This is a genomic window from Enterobacter cloacae complex sp. P6RS, from assembly GCF_014982245.1.
GTDB lineage: Bacteria > Pseudomonadota > Gammaproteobacteria > Enterobacterales > Enterobacteriaceae > Enterobacter > Enterobacter bugandensis.
In genome coordinates, this window is record NZ_JADCLB010000004.1 from 145,628 (window position 1) to 166,156 (window position 20,529).

General features: G+C 57.1%; 18 protein-coding genes. 7 read left to right on the forward strand and 11 right to left on the reverse strand.

The window, feature by feature from the left end; translation table 11 throughout:
• Positions 1-35: 35 nt before the first annotated feature.
• The 5 genes from INF73_RS02985 to INF73_RS03005 are packed head-to-tail and all read right to left on the reverse strand — an operon-like array spanning position 36 to position 4,697.
• Entirely contained in the window at positions 36-911 is an 876-nt protein-coding gene (locus INF73_RS02985) for a MurR/RpiR family transcriptional regulator (protein ID WP_028014433.1), read from the reverse strand.
• The gene (locus INF73_RS02990) at positions 908-1,858 is read right to left on the reverse strand and encodes an iron-siderophore ABC transporter substrate-binding protein (RefSeq protein WP_193540948.1); all 951 of its coding nucleotides are present in this window, start codon (positions 1,856-1,858) and stop codon (positions 908-910) included. The genes INF73_RS02985 and INF73_RS02990 overlap by 4 nt, the downstream gene beginning before the upstream one ends.
• Before the next feature lie 9 nt (positions 1,859-1,867).
• Complete coding sequence (locus tag INF73_RS02995) at positions 1,868-2,908, reverse strand: iron ABC transporter permease (protein WP_193540950.1); 1,041 nt, start codon at positions 2,906-2,908, stop codon at positions 1,868-1,870.
• Entirely contained in the window at positions 2,905-3,888 is a 984-nt protein-coding gene (locus INF73_RS03000; protein WP_193540952.1) for an iron ABC transporter permease, read from the reverse strand. Before INF73_RS03000 ends, INF73_RS02995 begins: the two co-directional genes overlap by 4 nt.
• Positions 3,885-4,697, reverse strand: coding sequence for an ABC transporter ATP-binding protein (locus INF73_RS03005; RefSeq protein WP_028014437.1), 813 nt, complete (start codon positions 4,695-4,697; stop codon positions 3,885-3,887). The genes INF73_RS03000 and INF73_RS03005 overlap by 4 nt, the downstream gene beginning before the upstream one ends.
• A 385-nt stretch (positions 4,698-5,082) precedes the next feature.
• On the opposite strand from INF73_RS03005, the gene INF73_RS03010 reads away from it, so the two are divergent.
• Positions 5,083-7,221, forward strand: coding sequence for a TonB-dependent siderophore receptor (locus tag INF73_RS03010; RefSeq protein WP_193540954.1), 2,139 nt, complete (start codon positions 5,083-5,085; stop codon positions 7,219-7,221).
• Between the two features lie 83 nt (positions 7,222-7,304).
• Here INF73_RS03010 and parE read toward each other — a convergent pair whose 3' ends face one another.
• Genes parE through nudF form a run of 5 tightly spaced genes read right to left on the reverse strand, consistent with a single transcriptional unit; the run spans position 7,305 to position 11,713 of the window.
• A complete protein-coding gene (parE, locus tag INF73_RS03015; RefSeq protein WP_028014439.1) occupies positions 7,305-9,197 on the reverse strand; it encodes a DNA topoisomerase IV subunit B in 1,893 nt (630 codons plus the stop codon).
• 28 nt (positions 9,198-9,225) lie between these two features.
• Complete coding sequence (gene yqiA / locus INF73_RS03020; RefSeq protein WP_041908103.1) at positions 9,226-9,807, reverse strand: esterase YqiA; 582 nt, start codon at positions 9,805-9,807, stop codon at positions 9,226-9,228.
• The gene (gene cpdA / locus INF73_RS03025) at positions 9,807-10,634 is read right to left on the reverse strand and encodes a 3',5'-cyclic-AMP phosphodiesterase (RefSeq protein ID WP_028014441.1); all 828 of its coding nucleotides are present in this window, start codon (positions 10,632-10,634) and stop codon (positions 9,807-9,809) included. The genes yqiA and cpdA overlap by 1 nt, the downstream gene beginning before the upstream one ends.
• 27 nt (positions 10,635-10,661) lie before the next feature.
• Positions 10,662-11,084: a DUF1249 family protein gene (locus tag INF73_RS03030; protein WP_003862516.1), complete on the reverse strand. Its 423-nt coding sequence runs from the start codon at positions 11,082-11,084 to the stop codon at positions 10,662-10,664.
• Positions 11,081-11,713: an ADP-ribose diphosphatase gene (gene nudF, locus INF73_RS03035; protein WP_028014443.1), complete on the reverse strand. Its 633-nt coding sequence runs from the start codon at positions 11,711-11,713 to the stop codon at positions 11,081-11,083. The genes INF73_RS03030 and nudF overlap by 4 nt, the downstream gene beginning before the upstream one ends.
• A 204-nt stretch (positions 11,714-11,917) precedes the next feature.
• Here nudF and tolC point away from each other — a divergent pair, with 204 nt between their 5' ends.
• The 3 genes from tolC (at position 11,918) to INF73_RS03050 (ending at position 15,386) form a co-directional block, all read left to right on the forward strand.
• Entirely contained in the window at positions 11,918-13,396 is a 1,479-nt protein-coding gene (tolC, locus tag INF73_RS03040) for an outer membrane channel protein TolC (protein ID WP_028014444.1), read from the forward strand.
• A 161-nt stretch (positions 13,397-13,557) separates the two neighbouring features.
• On the forward strand, positions 13,558-14,223 hold the full coding sequence (locus INF73_RS03045; protein WP_028014445.1) for a DUF1190 family protein: 666 nt from the start codon (positions 13,558-13,560) through the stop codon (positions 14,221-14,223).
• 2 nt (positions 14,224-14,225) lie between these two features.
• Positions 14,226-15,386 (forward strand): glutathionylspermidine synthase family protein, encoded by a 1,161-nt coding sequence (locus tag INF73_RS03050; protein WP_193540956.1) that lies wholly within the window; start codon positions 14,226-14,228, stop codon positions 15,384-15,386.
• A gap of 37 nt (positions 15,387-15,423) precedes the next feature.
• Here INF73_RS03050 and ygiD read toward each other — a convergent pair whose 3' ends face one another.
• Complete coding sequence (ygiD, locus tag INF73_RS03055) at positions 15,424-16,212, reverse strand: 4,5-DOPA dioxygenase extradiol (protein ID WP_193540958.1); 789 nt, start codon at positions 16,210-16,212, stop codon at positions 15,424-15,426.
• Between the two features lie 130 nt (positions 16,213-16,342).
• On the opposite strand from ygiD, the gene zupT reads away from it, so the two are divergent.
• The 3 genes from zupT (at position 16,343) to INF73_RS03070 (ending at position 20,522) form a co-directional block, all read left to right on the forward strand.
• A complete protein-coding gene (zupT, locus tag INF73_RS03060; protein WP_028014448.1) occupies positions 16,343-17,116 on the forward strand; it encodes a zinc transporter ZupT in 774 nt (257 codons plus the stop codon).
• Between the two features lie 333 nt (positions 17,117-17,449).
• Positions 17,450-18,010 carry a fimbrial protein gene (locus INF73_RS03065; protein WP_045261131.1) on the forward strand — a complete coding sequence of 187 codons (561 nt, stop codon included), beginning with the start codon at positions 17,450-17,452 and terminating at the stop codon, positions 18,008-18,010.
• Positions 18,011-18,083: 73 nt separating this feature from the next.
• Positions 18,084-20,522, forward strand: a complete 2,439-nt coding sequence (locus INF73_RS03070; protein ID WP_192971924.1) for a fimbria/pilus outer membrane usher protein — start codon at positions 18,084-18,086, stop codon at positions 20,520-20,522.
• Positions 20,523-20,529: the final 7 nt, after the last annotated feature.

A 20,529-nucleotide genomic window follows, 5' to 3' on the forward strand; every position in this document is an offset into this window, starting at 1 on the left:
CACCCGCCCCTCTCCTTCAAAGGAGAGGGAGACAATCAACTGCTTTTCTTGCCCGGCTTTAGCCCACGGTGAAGCTCGTTGATGCGCTTCATCGACTTGATGGTGCGCTGCGGCTCGGTGGAGGCGACGGATAACACAATCATCTCCAGGCACAGCAGCACCGTGCCGTGGAGCGGGATTTTGCCCTTCTCGCCGCCGCGCGGTACGTGGATCACCACGCTGGCCTCTTTGCTGAATCGGGAGTCGGTGGCATTGGTGAGCAAAATGGTGGGGATCCCCAGCCGTTTCGCTTCGCGCAGCGTTGTCTGTCCTTCCCGATGCGCGGATTTTTGCGCCATCATGATCAGCACATCCCCGCGCTGGAGACCTATCAGCTGCTCGGCCAGCCCTATTCCGGTGCGGTTAAGCGGCGTGGCGGGTAGCCCCATCCGGCTGAACAGCCTGGCGGTGTAGTCGGCCAAAATCCCGGACGCGCCAATCCCAAATATGGCAACCTGCCTCGCCTGCGCCAGCAGCGAGACCGCCTGCGCCATCGCGAAGCGGTTGTGGGGTTCAGACAACACTTCACACGTATGCTGATGCCCCTCCAGCACAAAATCAATGCTCGCATTGACGTCGCTGGTCAGCGTATTCACCGTGGTGGAGATCTTTTCGCTGGAGGTCACGACCGGGCCAAACCACTGCTCCAGCGTCTGCTTGAGATCGCGCAGCCCGGCGAAACCCAGCGCCTGGATGGCGCGAACGACGGTAGCGTCCGACGTTTTCAGCAGCGTCGCGATCTCCATTGCCGTCTGCTCCATCACCGCTTCACGATTTTCATTGATATAGCGCGCCACCTGCAGCAGGCGCGGCGTGAGCTGGTGCGACCGGGAGCGGAGGCGGTCGCCGAAGAGATCAACTTTACGGCTCATCGTGACGCCTCCGGCAGCGGACGTCCGGCAATCTGCGACTGGACCTGCGCGGCCATCAGCCCTAACGAGGCGAACGAGTTTGAGATGGCCTCTTCACGCGAGATCAGCACGTAATGTCCGGTCCGACAGGCATTCAGGAACTGACACCAGCCCGGCATCACCGCATCCATCGCCGCCAGCTCATCCTGCGGTTTGCCGCCCGTATCCCCGCGCCAGGTGGCGAAAACGAAATCCGCATCCAGCTCCGGCAGCCGCTCGGCGCTGACGTCAATGCGTCCACCTTCCGGGATGGACTCAATCAGCGGCGGGAAGGTGAACGCGGCATCACGCAGCACGCGGCCCAGCGAGTGATAGCTGTGCATGGCGTTGATTTTCCCCTGATTGGCCTGAATCACCGACACGCTCACTTTGCGGGTATCAATAGTCGCTTTCAGCGCCTTAATTTGCTCCTGATAGCGCCGCTCCAGAACCTTGAGCCGCGCCTGCGTGCCCGTCAGCTGCGCCAGCTTGCGGTAGATCTCCGGCGCGCCGCCATCGAGATGATCGATACTCACCGTCGGGGCAATTTTCTCCAGCTGTTCCACCGGGGTATTTCGCGTCGGCTCGGTAACGATCAGGTCAGGCTTTGCGGCGGCGATGGCTTCAATGTCGATATCCGCAGTGCCGATAAACTTGATGTCGGAATTATCGAAGTCGACGCCGGTCAACATGCCGCTGGAGCGCAGAAAATGGCTGCCGTCCGGCCGGGTGCGGCCATGGCTCGCCACCGGCGGTACGCCAAGCTCAATCAGCGGAATAGTAATGTCCAGGTCGTGTAGCGAGACGATCCGTTTCGGATGCACCGGCACCGCCACCTTACGGTTCAGATCGTCAGTAAACATCTGCGTCGGCTCGGTCGCGCTCGCCGCAAACCCCACCAGCAACAGCAATGAAAACAGTATGCGCATGTTAATCCCCTAAAATCTGTCCCGGCGCTGCCAGAGCAGCAGCAGGAAAAACGGTCCGCCAATCAGTGAAATCACAATTCCCGCCGGCAGCTGCAGCGGGAGGAATGCCAGCCGCCCGACGTTATCCGCCAGTAGCACCAGCAGCGCCCCCAGCACGGCGCTACCCGTCAGGAGCGCCGTTTGCCCGCCGCGGAGCAGCAGGCGCGCCATGTGCGGCGCAATCAGCCCGACAAAACCAATGCTGCCCACGCAGGAGACGCAGGCCGCCGTCAGCACTACCGGGGCGAGAACCCTTAGAAGCGCCAGCCGGTTTGTGCGCACGCCAAGGCCCGCTGCGGTGTGGTTACCAAGCAGCGCCACGTCCGCAGCGCGGGCGGTAAACAGCAGCAGCGCAAACGCCGGAAGCGCCCAGGCAGCGGCAATGCAGACCAGCGTCCAGTTTGCCGCGTGGAGGCTGCCCGCCAGCCATAGCATCGCCGTCTGCACGTCGCGCACGTCCGCCGTGGTCATAAAGACGCCCATTGCGGCGGCAAAGACCCACGACACGCCGATGCCGATCAGGATGAATCGCGGACGTGAGATATCGCGCGCCAGGGCCACCACCAGCAGCGCGGTGAGCAGCCCCCCGGCCATGCCAACCAGCGGCCGCCAGGCCAGGCCCAGCGCCGGGAACTGAAATATCAGCAGCAGTACCGCCGCGCTACAGCCCTCTTTCACCCCGATAAGCCCCGGATCGGCCAGGCCATTGCGGGTAATGGACTGCATTGCCGCCCCCGCCATGCCGAGCATCCCACCGCACAGCGCCGCCATCAGCAGGCGCGGCAGGCGGATATCCATCACGATGTAGCGCGTCTCTGACGTCAGGTTTTCTGGATAAAACAGCGCGCGCCCGATGGCGGAAGTGGGGATGGGCAGAGAGCCGTGCGTCAGGCCAAACCCCGTCAGCAGGCAGGCGGCCAGCGTCAGGATGACCAGACATACCAGCGCCTTTGGGCGGACCAGCGCCGAGAAGGTGCCAACGCGTAGCGCACGCAGTCCGGCGCGGTTCATTTAAACATCCTCGAGGCCATGAAGATAAAGACCGGGGCGCCAACCAGCGCGGTCATGATGCCGGTTGCCAGCTCCCAGGGCGAAAACAGCGTGCGGGCAGCGATATCCGCCAGCAGCAGAACCAGCGCCCCGCACAGGGCGGACAGCGGCACCATCACGCGCAGATCAACCGACACCAGACGGCGAACGAGCTGAGGCACCACGAGGCCGATAAAGCCGATCGGCCCGGCGAGGGAGACCGCCGCACCGCAAAGCAGCGCGATGGCCATCAGGGCAAGCAGCCGCGTTTTCAGCAGCGATACGCCAAGCCCCTGCGCCATTCTGTCGCCCAGCGCCAGCATGTTGAGCGAGGGCGACAGCCAGAGCGCCAGCGCAAAGCCCACGCCAGCCACCCACAGGGCAGCGGCAATCGTTTCACCGCTGACCCCCGCTAAATCCCCCGCCAGCCAGGTGCGCATGGCAAGCAGCGTCTGTTCATCGAGGATGAGCACCGTGGCGGTAATCGACGAGGCAAACGCCGACATCGCCACGCCGCACAGCGTGACCTTCATCGGCGTAAGCCCGGTGCGTCCGGACGAGGAGAACGTGAGCACCAGCAGAAACAGCGCCGCGGCTCCGGCGGCGGCAATCAGCGGGCGCCCAAACGGCAGCGTCATCCCCAGCGCACTCGTCAGCACCACCGCCAGCGCCGCCCCGGCGTTGAGCCCCAGAATATGCGGTTCGCCGAGCGGGTTGCGGATCGTGGATTGCAGCAGCACGCCCGCCACGCCGAGCGCGGCGCCCGTCACCATCGCGGCGCAGAGGCGCAGCAGTCTGAGCTTGATGATGATGTTATGGTCGAAATTGCGCGGATCGAAGTGAAGGATGGCCTCCACCACCGTATGCGGGGCGATAAAGCGGGCGCCGATCCCCAGATGGGCAATCGCACCCGTTGCCAGCAGCACGGCGAACATCAGGAAAGCCAGAGAGGTGCGCATCATGGCTGTTTTGCGACCTGGCGAAACGGCATAAAGAACGGTTTACCGGTCAGCGGATTGATGGACATATGCACGTCGACATCAAACACCGCTTTAATCAGCTCCGGCGTGCAGGCGTCCCCTTCATGCAGTACGCCCTCGACTTTTCCCTGGCGTAAAAAGACCAGCGAATCGCCGTAGCTCACGGCGAAGTTGAGATCGTGCAGCACCACCACCACGGTACGTCCGTGCTCGCGCGTCAGCGTATGCAGCAGTTCGAGGATCTCCACCTGATAGCGGAGATCGAGGAACGTGGTGGGTTCATCCAGCAGGATATAGGGCGTTTGCTGCGCCAGCGCCATGGCGATCCAGCAGCGCTGACGCTGGCCGCCGGACAGGCTTTCGACGGGCATGTGGGCAAACTCGGCCGTGCCGGTCAGGCGCAGGGCCTCCTCCACAGCCTGCTCGTCCTCGTCGCTCCACTGGCGCATAACGTTCTGCCAGGGAAAACGCCCGCGCGAGACCAGTTCAAAGACGGTTAACCCTTCCGGCAGCAGCGGAGACTGCGGCAGGATGCCAAGCTGGCGGGCGACGGCTTTCGTCGGCTGCGCGTGGATCGCCTTGCCGTCGAGAACCGCCGCGCCGCCAAGCGGCTGAAGCAAACGCGCGATGGTACTCAGCAGCGTGGATTTTCCGCAGCCATTCGCCCCCACCAGAACGGTGATTTTCTGCTGGGGGATCGCAAGGGAAATATCATCAACGATGATTTTTTTCTGATAACCGGCAGAAAGATTCTCCAGAACCAGACCCGGTTTTGTCGTGTTGTGAGCCACGTGCATGCCAACGTAATAAAAAAGGGAAACAAATATAAATAAAAATCATTCTCTTTTGAGAGTTTGAGGCCGCGCCATGTAGTAGTCAAGGGAAGAAACACCCTGAAAAAACCAGGGGTAACGGTGTGTTACTACACTGGCCGGTAAAACAATAAAGACTTAATTTTCAATTGATTAATTGATTACCCCTGTGCTTTTCTGTTACGTTTCAGAGATGTAGCCGATTTTTAGCTTTTTTTCATTTACTACTACATTTCCGCATGATTGAATGATTCTCAATTACATGTTCGATGCCAGTTCTGGCTAACGGGCAGACCATAAAGGGCAATGACTCACAGGTTCTTCCGTGAAGGTGCTTCACGGATATTTTGGGATAACAGTTGTAATGGCTACGTTCACACCTTCACTCTCTGGGATAAAAGGGCGCGCGCTCTTTTCACTGCTGTTTATGGCGCCGCTGTCGCAGGCAGCAGACACCACGGCTAAAGACGGCGAAACGCTTACCGTCACCGCCGATCCAAATGCTACGGCGGAGGCCACCAACGGCTACCAGCCGCTGAATACCTCCACCGCCACGCTGACCAACATGCCGATGCTGGATATCCCGCAGGTGGTGAATACCGTTAGCGATAAGGTGCTGGCGGATCAGCACGCCACCACGCTCGATGAAGCGCTCTATAACGTCAGCAACGTGGTGCAGACCAACACTCTGGGCGGTACGCAGGATGCCTTCGTACGCCGCGGGTTTGGCGCAAACCGCGACGGCTCCATCATGACCAACGGCCTGCGCACTGTGCTGCCGCGCAGCTTTAACGCCGCAACCGAACGCGTGGAGGTGCTGAAAGGCCCGGCCTCAACGCTGTACGGCATTCTCGATCCGGGCGGCCTGATTAACGTCGTCACGAAGCGCCCGGAGAAAATCTTCGGTGGCTCGATTTCTGCCACCTCTTCCAGCTTTGGCGGCGGCACCGGACAGGTCGATGTCACCGGTCCGATTGAGGGCACGCGCCTGGCGTATCGCCTCACGGGCGAGTATCAGGACGAGGATTACTGGCGCAACTTCGGCAACGAACGCAGCACGTTTATCGCCCCGTCGCTGACCTGGTTCGGCGACGATGCCACCGTGACCGTGCTCTATTCGCATCGCGACTATAAGACGCCGTTCGATCGCGGAACGATCTTCGATCTCAACACTAAAAAGGCCGTCGACGTCGATCGCAAAACCCGCTTTGACGAGCCGTTTAACGTGACCGACGGGCAGTCCGATCTCGCTCAGCTTAACGCGGAATACCGCCTCAACAGCCAGTGGACCGCGAAGTTCGACTACAGCTACAGCCAGGATAAATACAGCGACAACCAGGCCCGCGTCATGGCCTACGATTCAAAAACCGGCACCCTGACCCGCCGGGTGGATGCAACCCAGGGCTCGACCCAGCGCATGCACAGCACCCGTGCGGATCTGCAGGGCAACGTGGATATCGCGGGCTTTTATAATGAGATCCTCACCGGCGTGTCGTATGAAAATTACGATCTGCTGCGCACGGACATGATGCGCTGTAAGAACGTCAAAGGTTTTAATATCTATAATCCGGTTTACGGCAAACTCGACGAGTGTACAACCGTCTCCGCCGCTGACAGCGACCAGACGCTCAAGCAGGAGAGCTACTCGGCCTACGCCCAGGATGCCCTGTACCTGACGGATAAATGGATTGCCGTCGCCGGGCTGCGCTACCAGTATTACACCCAGTACGCGGGCAAAGGTCGTCCGTTTAACGTCAATACCGACAGCCGCGACGAGCAGTGGACGCCGAAGCTGGGGCTGGTTTACAAACTGACGCCAGCAGTCTCGCTGTTTGCCAACTATTCGCAGACGTTTATGCCGCAGTCGTCCATTGCGAGCTATATTGGCGACCTACCGCCGGAAACCTCAAACGCGTACGAAGTAGGGGCAAAGTTCGATCTGTTCGACGGCATAACCGCCAATATCGCGCTGTTTGATATCCACAAACGCAACGTGCTGTACAACGAAAGCGTGGGAGGTGAAACCATCGCCAAAACCGCGGGCCGCGTGCGCTCTCAGGGCGTGGAGGTGGATCTCGCAGGATCGCTGACGGAGAACACTAACATTATCGCCAGCTACGGCTATACCGACGCGAAGGTACTGGAGGACCCGGATTACGCGGGTAAACCGCTGCCGAACGTGCCGCGCCACACCGGCTCACTCTTCCTGACGTACGATATTCATAATGCGTTTGCCGGGAATACCCTGACGCTCGGCGGCGGCGGGCACGGCGTAAGCCGCCGCTCGGCGACCAACGGCGCGGATTATTATCTGCCGGGCTATTTCGTGGCGGATGCGTTTGCGGCGTATAAGATGAAGCTGCAGTATCCGGTGACGCTGCAGGTGAACGTGAAGAACCTGTTTGATAAGACCTACTACACGTCGTCGATTGCGACCAACAACCTGGGCAACCAGATTGGCGACCCGCGCGAAGTGCAGTTTACGGTGAAGATGGAGTTTTGATTTAAAAAAGCCCGGTGGCGCTAATGCTTACCGGGCCTACGATCCATTCCCTCTCCCTGTGGGAGAGGGTTAGGGTGAGGGCATCAGGCCTCAATATCCGCCATATCCCCTTTCTCCTGCAGCCAGTTACGTCGGTCTTCCGAACGTTTCTTGGCGAGGAGCATATCCATCACGGCGTTGGTTTGCTGTTCGTCTTCGTCGCTGATCGTCAGCTGCACCAGGCGGCGCGTGTTCGGATCCAGCGTCGTTTCGCGCAGCTGCATCGGGTTCATTTCGCCCAGCCCTTTAAAGCGCTGCACATTTGGTTTGCCCTTCTTACGCTTAAGCTGCTCCAGCACGCCCGCCTTCTCTTCTTCCGTCAGCGCGTAGTACACCTCTTTGCCGAGGTCGATACGGTAGAGCGGCGGCAGCGCCACGTGAACGTGACCGTTTTTCACCAGCGTGCGGAAGTGCTTCACAAACAGCGCGCACAGCAGCGTGGCGATGTGCAGACCATCGGAGTCCGCATCCGCGAGAATGCAGATCTTGCCGTAGCGCAGCTGGCTCAGATCCTCGCTGTCCGGATCGATGCCGATCGCAACGGAGATGTCGTGCACTTCCTGCGAGGCCAGCACTTCGTCTGAAGAGACTTCCCAGGTGTTCAGGATCTTACCCTTGAGTGGCATGATCGCCTGATATTCACGATCGCGCGCCTGTTTGGCCGACCCACCCGCCGAATCCCCTTCCACGAGGAACAGCTCGGTGCGGTTGAGATCCTGCGCGGTGCAGTCCGCCAGCTTGCCCGGCAGCGCAGGGCCGCTGGTCAGCTTTTTACGCACCACTTTCTTCGCGGCACGCAGACGACGCTGGGCGCTGGAGATGGCCATTTCAGCCAGCATCTCAGCCGCCTGAACGTTCTGGTTCAGCCACAGGGTAAACGCATCTTTCACCACGCCGGAGACGAACGCCGCGCACTGGCGCGATGACAGACGTTCTTTGGTCTGACCGGCAAACTGCGGATCCTGCATCTTCACGGAGAGCACGTAGGCGCAGCGGTCCCAGATATCTTCCGCCGAGAGCTTCACGCCGCGCGGCAGAATGTTGCGGTATTCGCAGAACTCACGCATCGCGTCCAGCAGTCCCTGACGCAGGCCGTTGACGTGGGTACCGCCGAGCATGGTTGGGATCAGGTTGACGTAGCTTTCGGTCAGCAGCTCGCCGCCTTCCGGCAGCCACAGCAACGCCCAGTCCACCGCTTCGGTATCACCGCTAAAGTTACCGACAAACGGTTTTTCCGGCAGCGTCGGCAGGCCGTTTACCGCTTCGCACAGGTAGTCGTTCAGGCCATCGGCGTAGCACCAGGTCTGCTCGGTGTTGTTGACGTGATCTTTAAAGGTAATTTCCACGCCCGGGCACAGTACCGCTTTGGCTTTCAGCAGGTGCGTCAGACGAGAAACGGAAAAGCGCGGGCTGTCGAAGAAGCTTTCGTCAGGCCAGAAGTGGACGCTTGTGCCGGTGTTGCGTTTAGCGCACGTGCCGACAACCTGCAGATCCTGCACCTTCTCGCCGTTTTCAAACGCGATGTTGTACACCTGACCGTCGCGACGGACGTTCACTTCCACGCGTTTGGACAGGGCGTTCACCACGGAAATCCCCACGCCGTGCAGACCACCGGAGAACTGATAGTTCTTGTTGGAGAACTTACCGCCCGCGTGCAGTCGGCAGAGAATCAGCTCAACGGCAGGCACGCCCTCTTCCGGGTGGATGTCCACCGGCATGCCGCGACCGTCGTCGATGACCTCCAGCGACTGATCGGCGTGCAGGATGACGTCAACGCGCTTGGCATGGCCCGCCAGCGCTTCGTCCACACTGTTATCAATAACTTCCTGGCCCAGATGGTTCGGGCGCGTCGTATCGGTATACATCCCCGGGCGGCGGCGAACCGGCTCAAGCCCGGTGAGTACCTCAATGGCATCAGCGTTATAGGTTTGCGTCATGATTTAAACTAGCAATTCGCATTGATTGTCAGTGGCTGTGCAGTCCAAGAAAATCGACAATCTGGGTGAAATGATCCTCAAAGCCCGTGAAAGCATGGTTTCCGCCCTCTTCTATAGTCTGGCGGCAGGAGGCGTAATACGCCACTGCCTGGCGGTAATCCAGCACTTCATCACCCGTCTGCTGCAGCAGCCAGATGAGATCCGGCGCTTCAAGCGGGTCGACCTGCATAACTTTGAGATCGTAAATATGGCGTGACTCTAGCACATATTGCTGCCCGGTGTAGGGGTTCTCGTTTTCGCCAAGAAAGTCCCTCAGCAGCTCAAATGGCCGTACCGCCGGATTAACCACAACGGCGGGCAGCATAAAGCATTGTGAGAGCCAGGTGGCATAGTACCCGCCCAGCGATGAGCCGACTACGCCAAAGGATTCACCGCCGTGTTCAAGCACTATCGATTCGAGCATTTCCGCCGCCTCCGCCGGGTACGGCGGCAGCTGCGGGATAATCATCTCAACGTGGGGGTGATGCTCGCTCAGCCACTGGCGAAACTGCGTCGCTTTTGCGGAGCGCGGCGAGCTGTTGAATCCGTGCAGATAAAGGAGCGTAGACATCAGTAGCCTTCTGAAGCGGTATCCGGGCGGAACTCTGCGCCTGCCAGACGGCAGACTTCCGTGGTCAGCGTGCCGTCGGCATGCAGTTCCAGCCAGCGCCAGCCTGGCGCGATGGTATCCAGCGTAAAGTTGGCGCAGTGCGGCTTAAACTGCACACAGGTTGACGGCGTCGCCAGCATGCGGCGTCCGTTCCAGTCGAGATCCTGTTCCTGATGGATGTGTCCGCACAGCAGGTGTTTCACGCGCGGATATTTCGCCAGTACGCTATCCAGCGCCGCGGAGTTACGCAGGCTGTGCTGATCCAGCCAGCTGCAGCCCGCCGGCAGCGGATGATGATGGAGCAACAGCAGCGTATGACGTTCAGGTTCGGCAGCCAGTTTGGTCTCCAGCCAGTCGAGTTGAAACTCGCTTAATTCACCGTGCGGGACGCCAAATACCTGGCTGTCCAGCAGCAGGATCTGCCACTGTTCACCCGCAAATACGCATTTCGCCGGAGAAATCCCCGCATCCTGAAGGGAGCTGTACATTGCGGGCTGGAAATCGTGGTTTCCGGGCAGCCAGACGCAAGGCACGCTAAAGCTCGCGATGCCTTCAGCAAAATGCTGGTAGGCCGCGGAGGACTGGTCCTGCGCCAGATCGCCCGTTGCGACAATCAGGTCGCAGTCGCGATGTTCAGCGTGAATGGCGCTCAGTACCGCCTGATAACTCTCCCAGGTATTAACCCCCAGCAAAGTTTCATGCTTTTCGGCAAAAAGGTGGGTATCGGTGATTTGTAATATCCTGACTGGCGCCCCACCAGCAACAGTCAGGTTCAACAGGCTTTCCAAATGGTGTCCTTAGGTAGGTTTATGACGCTAACAAACCGGAATCGCCATTGCTCCATGTGCTAAACAATATCTTAGCCAGTCGGCTAAAAACTGGTTAATTTGATGCTTTTCGTCGCGTTGATGCAACTTTTTATTCGGATAATCATACCGCGCCTTGAAGCGAAAGATCTGCTGACTTGAACACACTTCAGCGACCATCGCGTCATGATAGAGACGCACCGTCATTGACGGCAGGCTCCAGTAGCTGATGCTGGGCGCTGTTTGTTCTATTTCCACCAGCGTAGTGTAGCGCGTTGATTCTGTTATCGTTAACCGATACTGCGCGTTGCTCACCTGATAGCTTACCGTTTCGCCGGGTGCGTCGTTTCTCGGCAGCAGGCGGCGCAGCTGTGCGAAATTGGTTTCGCACAGGCGCATCATTTCTGGGAAGTCAGGCGTATAGCGCTTCATTTTTTCCACTCATTTCGTAATGTCTGATAATGCAGCTGCAGCCATTGCAGGGCGATGACAGACGCTGCGTTGTCGATTTTCCCCTCTTCTACCCACTGATAAGCCTGTTCCCGGCTCACCACATGAACCCGAATATCTTCGTTTTCATCAGCCAGACCGTGAATACCTTCTGCGGTCGTGGCGTCCACTTCGCCCACCATAATGGATAAGCGTTCGCTGGTGCCACCCGGACTCGCCAGATAGCTCAACACCGGTTTTGTGCGGCCTACCACCAGCCCGGCCTCTTCCAGCGCCTCGCGACGGGCGACGTCTTCAACCGACTCGCCCTCTTCGATCATCCCTGCCACCATCTCCAGCAGCCACGGGCTTTCACTGGTGTCATACGCGGCAATGCGGATCTGCTCCACCAGGACGACTTCGTCACGCACTGGGTCAAAGGGTAGCAAGACAGCCGCATGCCCGCGCTCAAAAATTTCACGTCTGATTTCGCCGCTCATTTCACCGTTGAACAGGCGATGCCTGAAACGGTAAAGATCCATCGAAAAAAAACCGCTATAAAGCGTTTCTCGTGCAATAATTTCTACATCGTTTTTGGCGAATGTCACGGGCAACTTTTCTGGTTTTTGCATGAGTCGAGTCCTGGTAGCAATGGTGATGAAATTATGAATTTCAAGGCTGTTTGGCTGCCGTTTGTAAGGCTATATGGTAGATTGGTGCAAATTACCGCCAGATGGCACGTAACGCCAACCTTTTGGTGTGGATGATTCTGTTAGAATCGGCAATTATTTTTTAATTAGATCAGCGCTAATACTGCTTCACAACAAGGAATGCAAATGAAGAAATTGCTCCCCATCCTTATCGGCCTGAGCCTGACGGGCTTCAGTGCAATGAGCCAGGCGGAAAACCTGTTACAGGTCTACCAGCAGGCACGTCTGGGCAACCCTGATTTACGTAAATCAGCGGCCGATCGTGATGCTGCGTTTGAAAAGATTAACGAAGCGCGTAGCCCACTGCTGCCGCAGTTAGGTTTAGGTGCAGATTATACCTACAGCAACGGTTTCCGCGACGCTAACGGCGTTAACTCCAATGCTACCAGCGCCTCACTGCAATTAACACAGACGCTGTTTGATATGTCCAAATGGCGCGCCCTGACCCTGCAGGAAAAGAGCGCGGGCATCCAGGATGTGACCTATCAGACCGACCAGCAAACGCTGATCCTGAATACTGCCACCGCGTACTTCAACGTGCTGAGCGCCATTGATGCGCTCTCCTACACCGAAGCGCAGAAACAGGCGATCTACCGCCAGTTGGATCAAACCACCCAGCGCTTCAACGTGGGTCTGGTGGCGATCACCGACGTGCAGAACGCCCGTTCACAGTACGACACCGTGCTGGCCAACGAAGTGACCGCGCGTAACAACCTCGACAACGCGCTGGAATCCCTGCGCCAGGTGACCGGGAATTACTATCCTGAGCTGGCTTCCCTGAACGTCGACAGCTTCAAAACGGATAAGCCGCAGGCCGTTAACGCCCTGCTGAAAGAGGCGGAAAACCGCAACCTGACGTTGCTGCAGGCGCGTCTGAGCCAGGACCTGGCCCGCGAGCAAATTCGTCAGGCGCAGGACGGCCATCTGCCAACCCTGAGCCTGAGCGCGTCCACCGGCGTTTCTGACACGACCTACAGCGGCTCTAAAACCAATTCTGCCCAGTATGACGACAGCAATATGGGTCAGAACAAAGTGGGCCTGAGCTTCTCTCTGCCACTGTACCAGGGCGGTCAGGTCAACTCTCAGGTGAAACAGGCGCAGTACAACTTTGTTGGCGCGAGCGAGCAGCTGGAAAGCGCGCACCGCAACGTGGTGCAGACCGTGCGTTCGTCCTTCAACAACGTGAACGCGTCTATCAGTAGCATCAACGCCTATAAACAGGCCGTTGTGTCTGCACAGAGCTCCCTGGACGCGATGGAAGCGGGTTACTCGGTCGGTACACGTACTATCGTTGACGTGCTCGACGCGACCACCACGCTGTACAACGCGAAACAGCAGCTCTCCAGCGCGCGTTATCAGTACCTGATTAACCAGCTGAACATTAAGCAGGCTCTGGGTACGCTGAACGAGCAAGACCTGCAGATGCTGAACAGCGCGCTGGGCAAGCCGGTCTCTACCTCGCCGGACAGCGTTGCGCCGGAGAACCCGGAGCAGGTTGCCGCCGTTGATAACTTCAACGCTAACGGCAGCGCCCCTGCCGCACAGCCAGCGGCCGCGCGTAGCACGGCACCTGCAAGCAGCGGTTCTAACCCGTTCCGTAACTAAGAGTGTTATCACGCCCTCTCTCACCGGGAGAGGGCGCAGCTGAATCACACCCGAACGTAAGCCAACGTAAAGATCCCCCTGATTCCGCCCCTCTTCGCTTCATTTTCAACCACTCATCCACTATCCTGAGCGTTATTACCACTGGGTCCTGGAAGACAAACATGAAACGGACAAAAACGATCAATCACGCGTCGTTCCGCAAAAGCTGGAACGCACGTCATCTCACCCCTGTTGCGCTGGCAGTAACCGCGGTCTTTATGCTGGCAGGCTGTGAGAAAAACGACGAAACGGTTTCGCTGTATCAAAACGCGGACGACTGCTCCGCCGCAACCGGCCAGGCAGCAGAATGTAAAACCGCCTACACCAACGCCCTGAAAGAAGCGGAACGCACCGCGCCGAAATACGCCTCACGCGAAGACTGCGTGGCGGAATTTGGTGAAGGACAGTGTCAGCAGACGCCAGCTCAGGCAGGTACTGCGCCGGAAAATCAGGCGCAGGCGCAGTCCAGCGGCAGCTTCTGGATGCCATTAATGGCAGGCTACATGATGGGCCGCCTGATGGGCGGCGGTGCGGGCTATCAGCAGCAACCGCTGTTTAGCTCGAAAAACCCGGCCAGCCCGGCTTATGGTCAATATACCGATGCCAGCGGCAAAGGCTATGGCGCAGCGACCCCGGGCCGCACCGTGACAGTCCCGAAAACCGCGATGGCGCCGAAGCCTGCGACCACCAGCACCATCACCCGCGGTGGGTTCGGTGAGTCTGTGGCGAAACAGACCAGCATGCAGCGTAGTGCAACAGGCACTTCCACTCGCTCAATGGGCGGCTGATCATGGAACGAGTCGCTATTACCGAGCGCCCGGACTGGCGCGAAAAAGCCACTGAATACGGTTTTAACTTCCACACCATGTACGGCGAGCCGTACTGGTGTGAAGATGCTTACTACAAACTGACGCTCGACCAGGTGGAAAAACTGGAAGAGGTGACGGCCGAGCTGCACCACATGTGCCTGAAGGTAGTGGATAAAGTCATCGACAGCGACGAGCTGATGACTAAATTCCGTATTCCGAAGCACACCTGGAGTTTCGTCCGTCAGTCGTGGAAAACGAATCAGCCTTCGCTTTACTCTCGCCTCGATCTGGCGTGGGACGGCGTGGGTGAGCCGAAGCTTTTAGAAAACAACGCGGATACGCCGACCTCTCTTTACGAAGCGGCATTCTTCCAGTGGATTTGGCTGGAAGATCAGATGAACGCCGGAAACCTGCCGGAAGGTAGCGACCAGTTCAACAGCCTGCAGGAAAAGCTGATTGAGCGTTTCGCCGAACTGCGGGAGCAGTTTGGCTTCAATCTGCTGCATCTTGCCTGCTGTCGCGACACGGAAGAAGACAGGGGCACGGTTCAGTATCTGCAGGACTGCGCGGCCGAAGCGGAAGTGGCGACTGAATTCCTCTATATCGAGGATATCGGCCTGGGTGAAAAAGGTCAGTTTACGGATATGCAGGATCAGGTGATCAGCAACCTGTTCAAGCTCTATCCGTGGGAATACATGCTGCGTGAAATGTTCTCCACCAAGCTGGAAGACGCGGGCGTGCGCTGGCTGGAACCGGCGTGGAAGAGCATTATCTCCAACAAAGCCCTGCTGCCGATGCTGTGGGAGATGTTCCCGAACCACCCTAACCTGTTGCCAGCTTACTTTGCCGAAGATGAGTTCCCGTCGATGGAGAAATACGTCGTTAAGCCTATCTTTTCCCGCGAAGGCGCGAACGTCTCCATTATCGAAAACGGTAAAACGCTGGAAGCGGTTGAAGGGCCATACGGTGAAGAAGGGATGATTGTCCAGGAGTTTTATCAACTGCCGAAATTTGGCGACAGCTATACGCTGATCGGCAGCTGGCTTATTAATGATCAACCTGCCGGGATTGGTATTCGCGAAGATCGCGCGTTGATTACGCAGGATCTGTCACGGTTCTATCCGCATATTTTTGTTGAATAAAACTTGCCCGGTGGCGCTACGCTTACCGGGCATGTTTTTACCCCACCTGCACCGACAGCATACTCAAACTGCCCATCTCAATGCCGTCAACCGGAATGGTAACCGGCTCCTGACCGTCCCATGCACCTAACACATACAGCAGCGGCAGGAAGTGTTCCGGCGTCGGGTTAGAGAGCGAACCGCCTTCGTGATCCAGATAGTTCACTAACGGATGCTTCTCAACCGGGCCTTGCCAGGTCAGGTTCGCTTTGACGTAGGCGTTAAAAGCGCTCGCCCACGGATATGGCGTGTTCTCACCGTGCCAGCGCGCCGTACGCAGGTTATGCACCACGTTGCCGCTTGCCACCAGCATGATGCCCTCATCACGCAGGGTCGCCAGTTTGCGGCCCATTTCCAGATGCCAGGCCGCCGGTTTAGTGCTGTCGATGCTTAACTGCACCATCGGAATATCTGCATCAGGGTACATCTTAATCAGTACGCCCCACGAGCCGTGGTCAAATCCCCAGGCTTCTTTATCCAGCGTCACTGGAACAGGTGCGAGCAACTCTACCAGCCGCTGTGCCAGCGCAGGCGAGCCGGGAGCCGGATAATGCGTATCATACAGCACCTGCGGGAAGCCGCCGAAATCATGAATGGTTTTAGGCGTTTCCATGGCCGTCACGCCGGTACCACGGGTAAACCAGTGCGCAGACACCACCACAATCGCCTTCGGACGCGGCAATGTCTCCCCCAGATGACGCCAGGCGCGGGTATAAACGTTGTCTTCCAGAACGTTCATTGGGCTGCCGTGGCCTAAAAACAGTGCAGGCATACGAGAAGAAGACATGGTGGTATCCTTAGAGAAGGTGTCAATTTGATGGTTCTACATTACGCGCATTCAGGTGAAGATAAACGCAGATAACCGTGAAGATCATCATCAGGAAATTTGAACGTAAGATATCGCTTAAGGAGAGTGCATGTCAGTACCCTTAATTTTGACCGTGCTTGCGGGTGCCGCGACCTTTATCGGTGCGTTCCTCGGCGTGCTCGGGCAAAAACCGTCTAATCGTCTTCTGGCGTTCTCGCTGGGCTTCGCCGCTGGGATCATGCTGCTTATCTCGCTGATGGAGATGCTGCCAGCAGCGCTTCACACCGAGGGCATGTCTCCGGTTCTGGGCTACGGCATGTTCATCGTCGGCCTGCTGGGCTATTTTGCGCTCGACCGTATGCTGCCCCACGCCCACCCTCAGGATTTGATGCAAAAAAGCGTTACTCCAATCCCCGGCAACATCAAGCGCACGGCGATCCTGCTGACGCTGGGAATCAGCCTGCACAACTTCCCGGAAGGTGTCGCCACGTATGTCACGGCCAGCAGTAATCTGGAAATGGGATTTGGTGTCGCGCTGGCGGTAGCCTTACACAATATTCCTGAAGGACTTGCCGTGGCCGGGCCGGTTTATGCCGCAACGGGTTCAAAACGTACAGCCGTCTTCTGGGCGGGGATTTCCGGGATGGCCGAAATTCTCGGCGGCGTGCTGGCGTGGCTGATCCTTGGAAGCCTCGTCTCCCCTGTCGTGATGGCGGCGATTATGGCTGCCGTGGCCGGGATTATGGTTGCGCTCTCCGTAGATGAGCTGATGCCGCTGGCGAAAGAGATCGATCCTAACAATAATCCCAGCTACGGCGTGCTGTGCGGCATGTCGGTGATGGGGTTAAGCCTGGTTCTGCTGCAAACGGCAGGTATAGGCTGACACGGATGCCCTCATCGATGAGGGCAATTCTTTGATGCGCCCCAGCACAGCCGTTGCATTTTACACTGTCTGCGGCTCTGTATTTACAATTGGAAAATCAAGAGTTTTTATGGATATTTTTAAGTGCAATATTCCCCAATTAAATTGCGCTTAAAAAACCGCTGCTGCATGAAATATTAACCGGTTACGATAGTAATAAATTATATATTAACCTCCTCTAAAAATATCTTTAAGCCTCATTAATCGTAAAAGCCTCCCTCATCCCGTTATACTTTACGAGTATTCTGAAAATTAATATTCAGATTATGAATTCAATTGAAAAAGGATATTTTCATGTATATGGGTAAAAAAGTATTGTTAGCGGTTGCGATGGCTGCCATCGTTTCGGGTTCTGCTTTTGCTGATGACCAGGGTTCCGGCAAAATCAAATTCAAAGGCGTGGTCATTGATGCACCGTGCAGCATTGCACCAGACAGCGTTGATAAAGAAGTGGACCTCGGTGAAGTTACCACTGCCGTGATCAACGCTAACAAAAAGTCTACCGCTGTTCCGGTTGATATCAATCTGGAGAACTGCCAGCTTGACGATCCGGCGGACGAAACGGATACGCCAGTGACCAAAGTTGACGTGACCTTCACCAGCGCAGCAACTGACGCTACTGACACCAGCCTGATGAGCAACACCTATGCAAGCGGTGCTCAGAACGTCGGTGTTCGTCTGCTGGACAACAACGAAGCCAACATCACCCTGGGTTCGGCTCAAACGGTCGATCTGCTGGCGGGTTCCACCACTCAGACTCTGCACTTCAAAGCATTAATGGAAGTTGCTCAGGGTAAAACTGCCACAGCGGGTCAGGTTGAAGCGACTGCCAACTATGTGCTGATGTACAAATAAGGCAATGCATCACGATAAAACCGGCTGGCATTATTTGCCAGCCGGTATGTGATATTATTTTGGTAACAGGATGATGACATATAAATTACAATCTAAAATCATCATTGCGTCCCTGTTAATGACGAAGATTGCCTCTGCCACCGAGTTTAATATCAATGCCATTGATAAAGACCAGCGGAGTAGCGTTGATCTCTCCCTTTTTAAAAATGAAATAGCGGTTACCCCTGGCAGCTATTTTGTTACCGTATCAATTAACGACACACCGCTGGCTAACGGCTGGCAGCTTAGCTGGAAAGAGGTAAATAACACGGTACAGGTGTGTATTCCTCCTGAACTGGCGGATACGTTTGCCCTGAAAGAGGAAGTCCGCGACGCCTTACCCGAAAAAGAGGGATGCGTCGACTTTTCCTCCAGACCGGATATCACCTTTAATTTTGAACAAGCGACCCAGACGCTGAAGGTCACCGTACCCCAGGCATGGTTGCAGTACCGCGCCGCCGACTGGATGCCACCCGCAACATGGGACAATGGCGTACCGGGCGTGATTCTGGATTACAACCTGTTCGCCAGCCACTATCAGCCCAGCGACGGCAGCAGCACCAACAACGCCAACACCTATGGCACGGCGGGCGCGAATATGGGCGCATGGCGCCTGCGCAGTGATTATCAGTACAGCCAAACGCATACCGATGCAGGTTCGGATCATGACGGACGCTTTTCGCGCGTCTACATGTTCCGCCCTCTTCCTTCACTTGGTGCTAAGCTGACGCTGGGTGAAACGGACTTCCAGTCCTCAATCTTTGACGCTTTTACCTATACCGGCGCCTCCCTGATCAGCGATGAGCGCATGCTCCCCTGGTCGCTGCGTGGCTATGCGCCACAAATTACCGGTATCGCGCAAACCAACGCGACCGTCACCGTCAGCCTGGCCGATCGCGTAATTTATCAAAGTAAAGTTCCGCCTGGCCCCTTTGTTATTCAGGATCTTAACCAGTCCGTTCAGGGGACGCTGGACGTAAAAGTGACGGAGGAAGACGGGCGCGTCAGCACCTTCCAGGTCTCGGCGGAATCGGTGCCTTTTTTAACGCGTAAAGGGCAGGTTCGCTACAAGCTGGCGGCGGGTAAAGCGCGTAAAGACGCCTCTCATGACGTCGAAGACACCGGTTTTATGAGCGGTGAATTCTCATGGGGAATGCTGTCAAACACCTCGCTCTATGGCGGGACGCTTGCCGACGGGGATCATTACCGTTCCGTTGCCGCCGGGATCGGGCAAAATATGGCGCATCTGGGTGCCCTCTCTTTTGACGTCACGCAGGCCACCAGCCAGCTCCCCTTCCAGGATAGCCAGACGGGTTACAGCTATCGTTTTAACTACAGTAAGCGTTTCGATACCACCGGCAGCCAGCTTACGCTTGCCAGCTACCGCTACTCCGATCGGAAGTTCCTGAGCTATGCCCGCTTCCTTGATTATGACGACAACGATCGTCAGACAGAAAAGCAGACGTTGAGCGTAACGGCCAGCCAGTACATCAGCCCGTTATCGCTCAACCTCTACGTCAACGTACTGCGTCAGACCTGGTGGAATGAAGCCCCGTCCACGACGGGAAGCATTACCGCAGGCTATAACTTTGATCTGGGACGCTGGAAAAACCTCGGCGTCACCCTCTCCTGGAGCAAAACGCATTACGAAGATGAAGACGACGATACGCAGTTTTATCTTTCCCTGAGCGTACCGATCGATCCGGATCATCGTCTCAGTTACGATCTGCACAACAGCGATAGCCTGAGCCAAAATGTCTCCTGGTACGACACGTCCGATCGCAATAATACCTGGGGCGTCTCCGCGGGGACGGAGAGTGAACACGCGGACGCGGGCGCACAGATGAGCGGTAACTATCAGCATTATTCACCGTTTGGCGATCTGAATATCTCCGGAAGTTATAAAGCTGATGAATATAACTCCCTGAGCGCCAGCTGGAATGGCTCGTTTACCTCAACGGCCAAAGGCGCGGCGCTGCACCGTCGCAGCTACGGTAACGAACCGCGCGTGATGGTCAGCACCGACGGCGTCGGCAACATTCCGCTGAACATGTCGCGGGATGAAACCAACCGCTTTGGTATCGGCGTTTTACCGTCGGTTTCCAGTTACTCTCCCGCCAGCGTACAGGTCAATCTGGATAACCTGCCTGACGGCGTCGATGTGGACAACCGCATTACGACCACCACCTGGACCGAGGGGGCGATTGGCTATCGCCAGATTGCGACGCGCGCAGGCAACGATATTGCCGGCATTCTACGTACGCCAGCCGGCACCCCGCCGCTGGGCGCGATTGTTCATCTACTGGAAAGTGACCAGCAAATCGGCATGGTCGCCGACGAAGGCCACGTCTGGCTGGGTGCGGTAGAGCCTGAACAACAATTCCGGGTAACGTGGGGTGACAATCAGCAGTGTCGCTTCTCGCTGCCTTCACACCTTGAAAACAGTATGCAGTTGATACTGCCATGTCAGTAAGAAACCA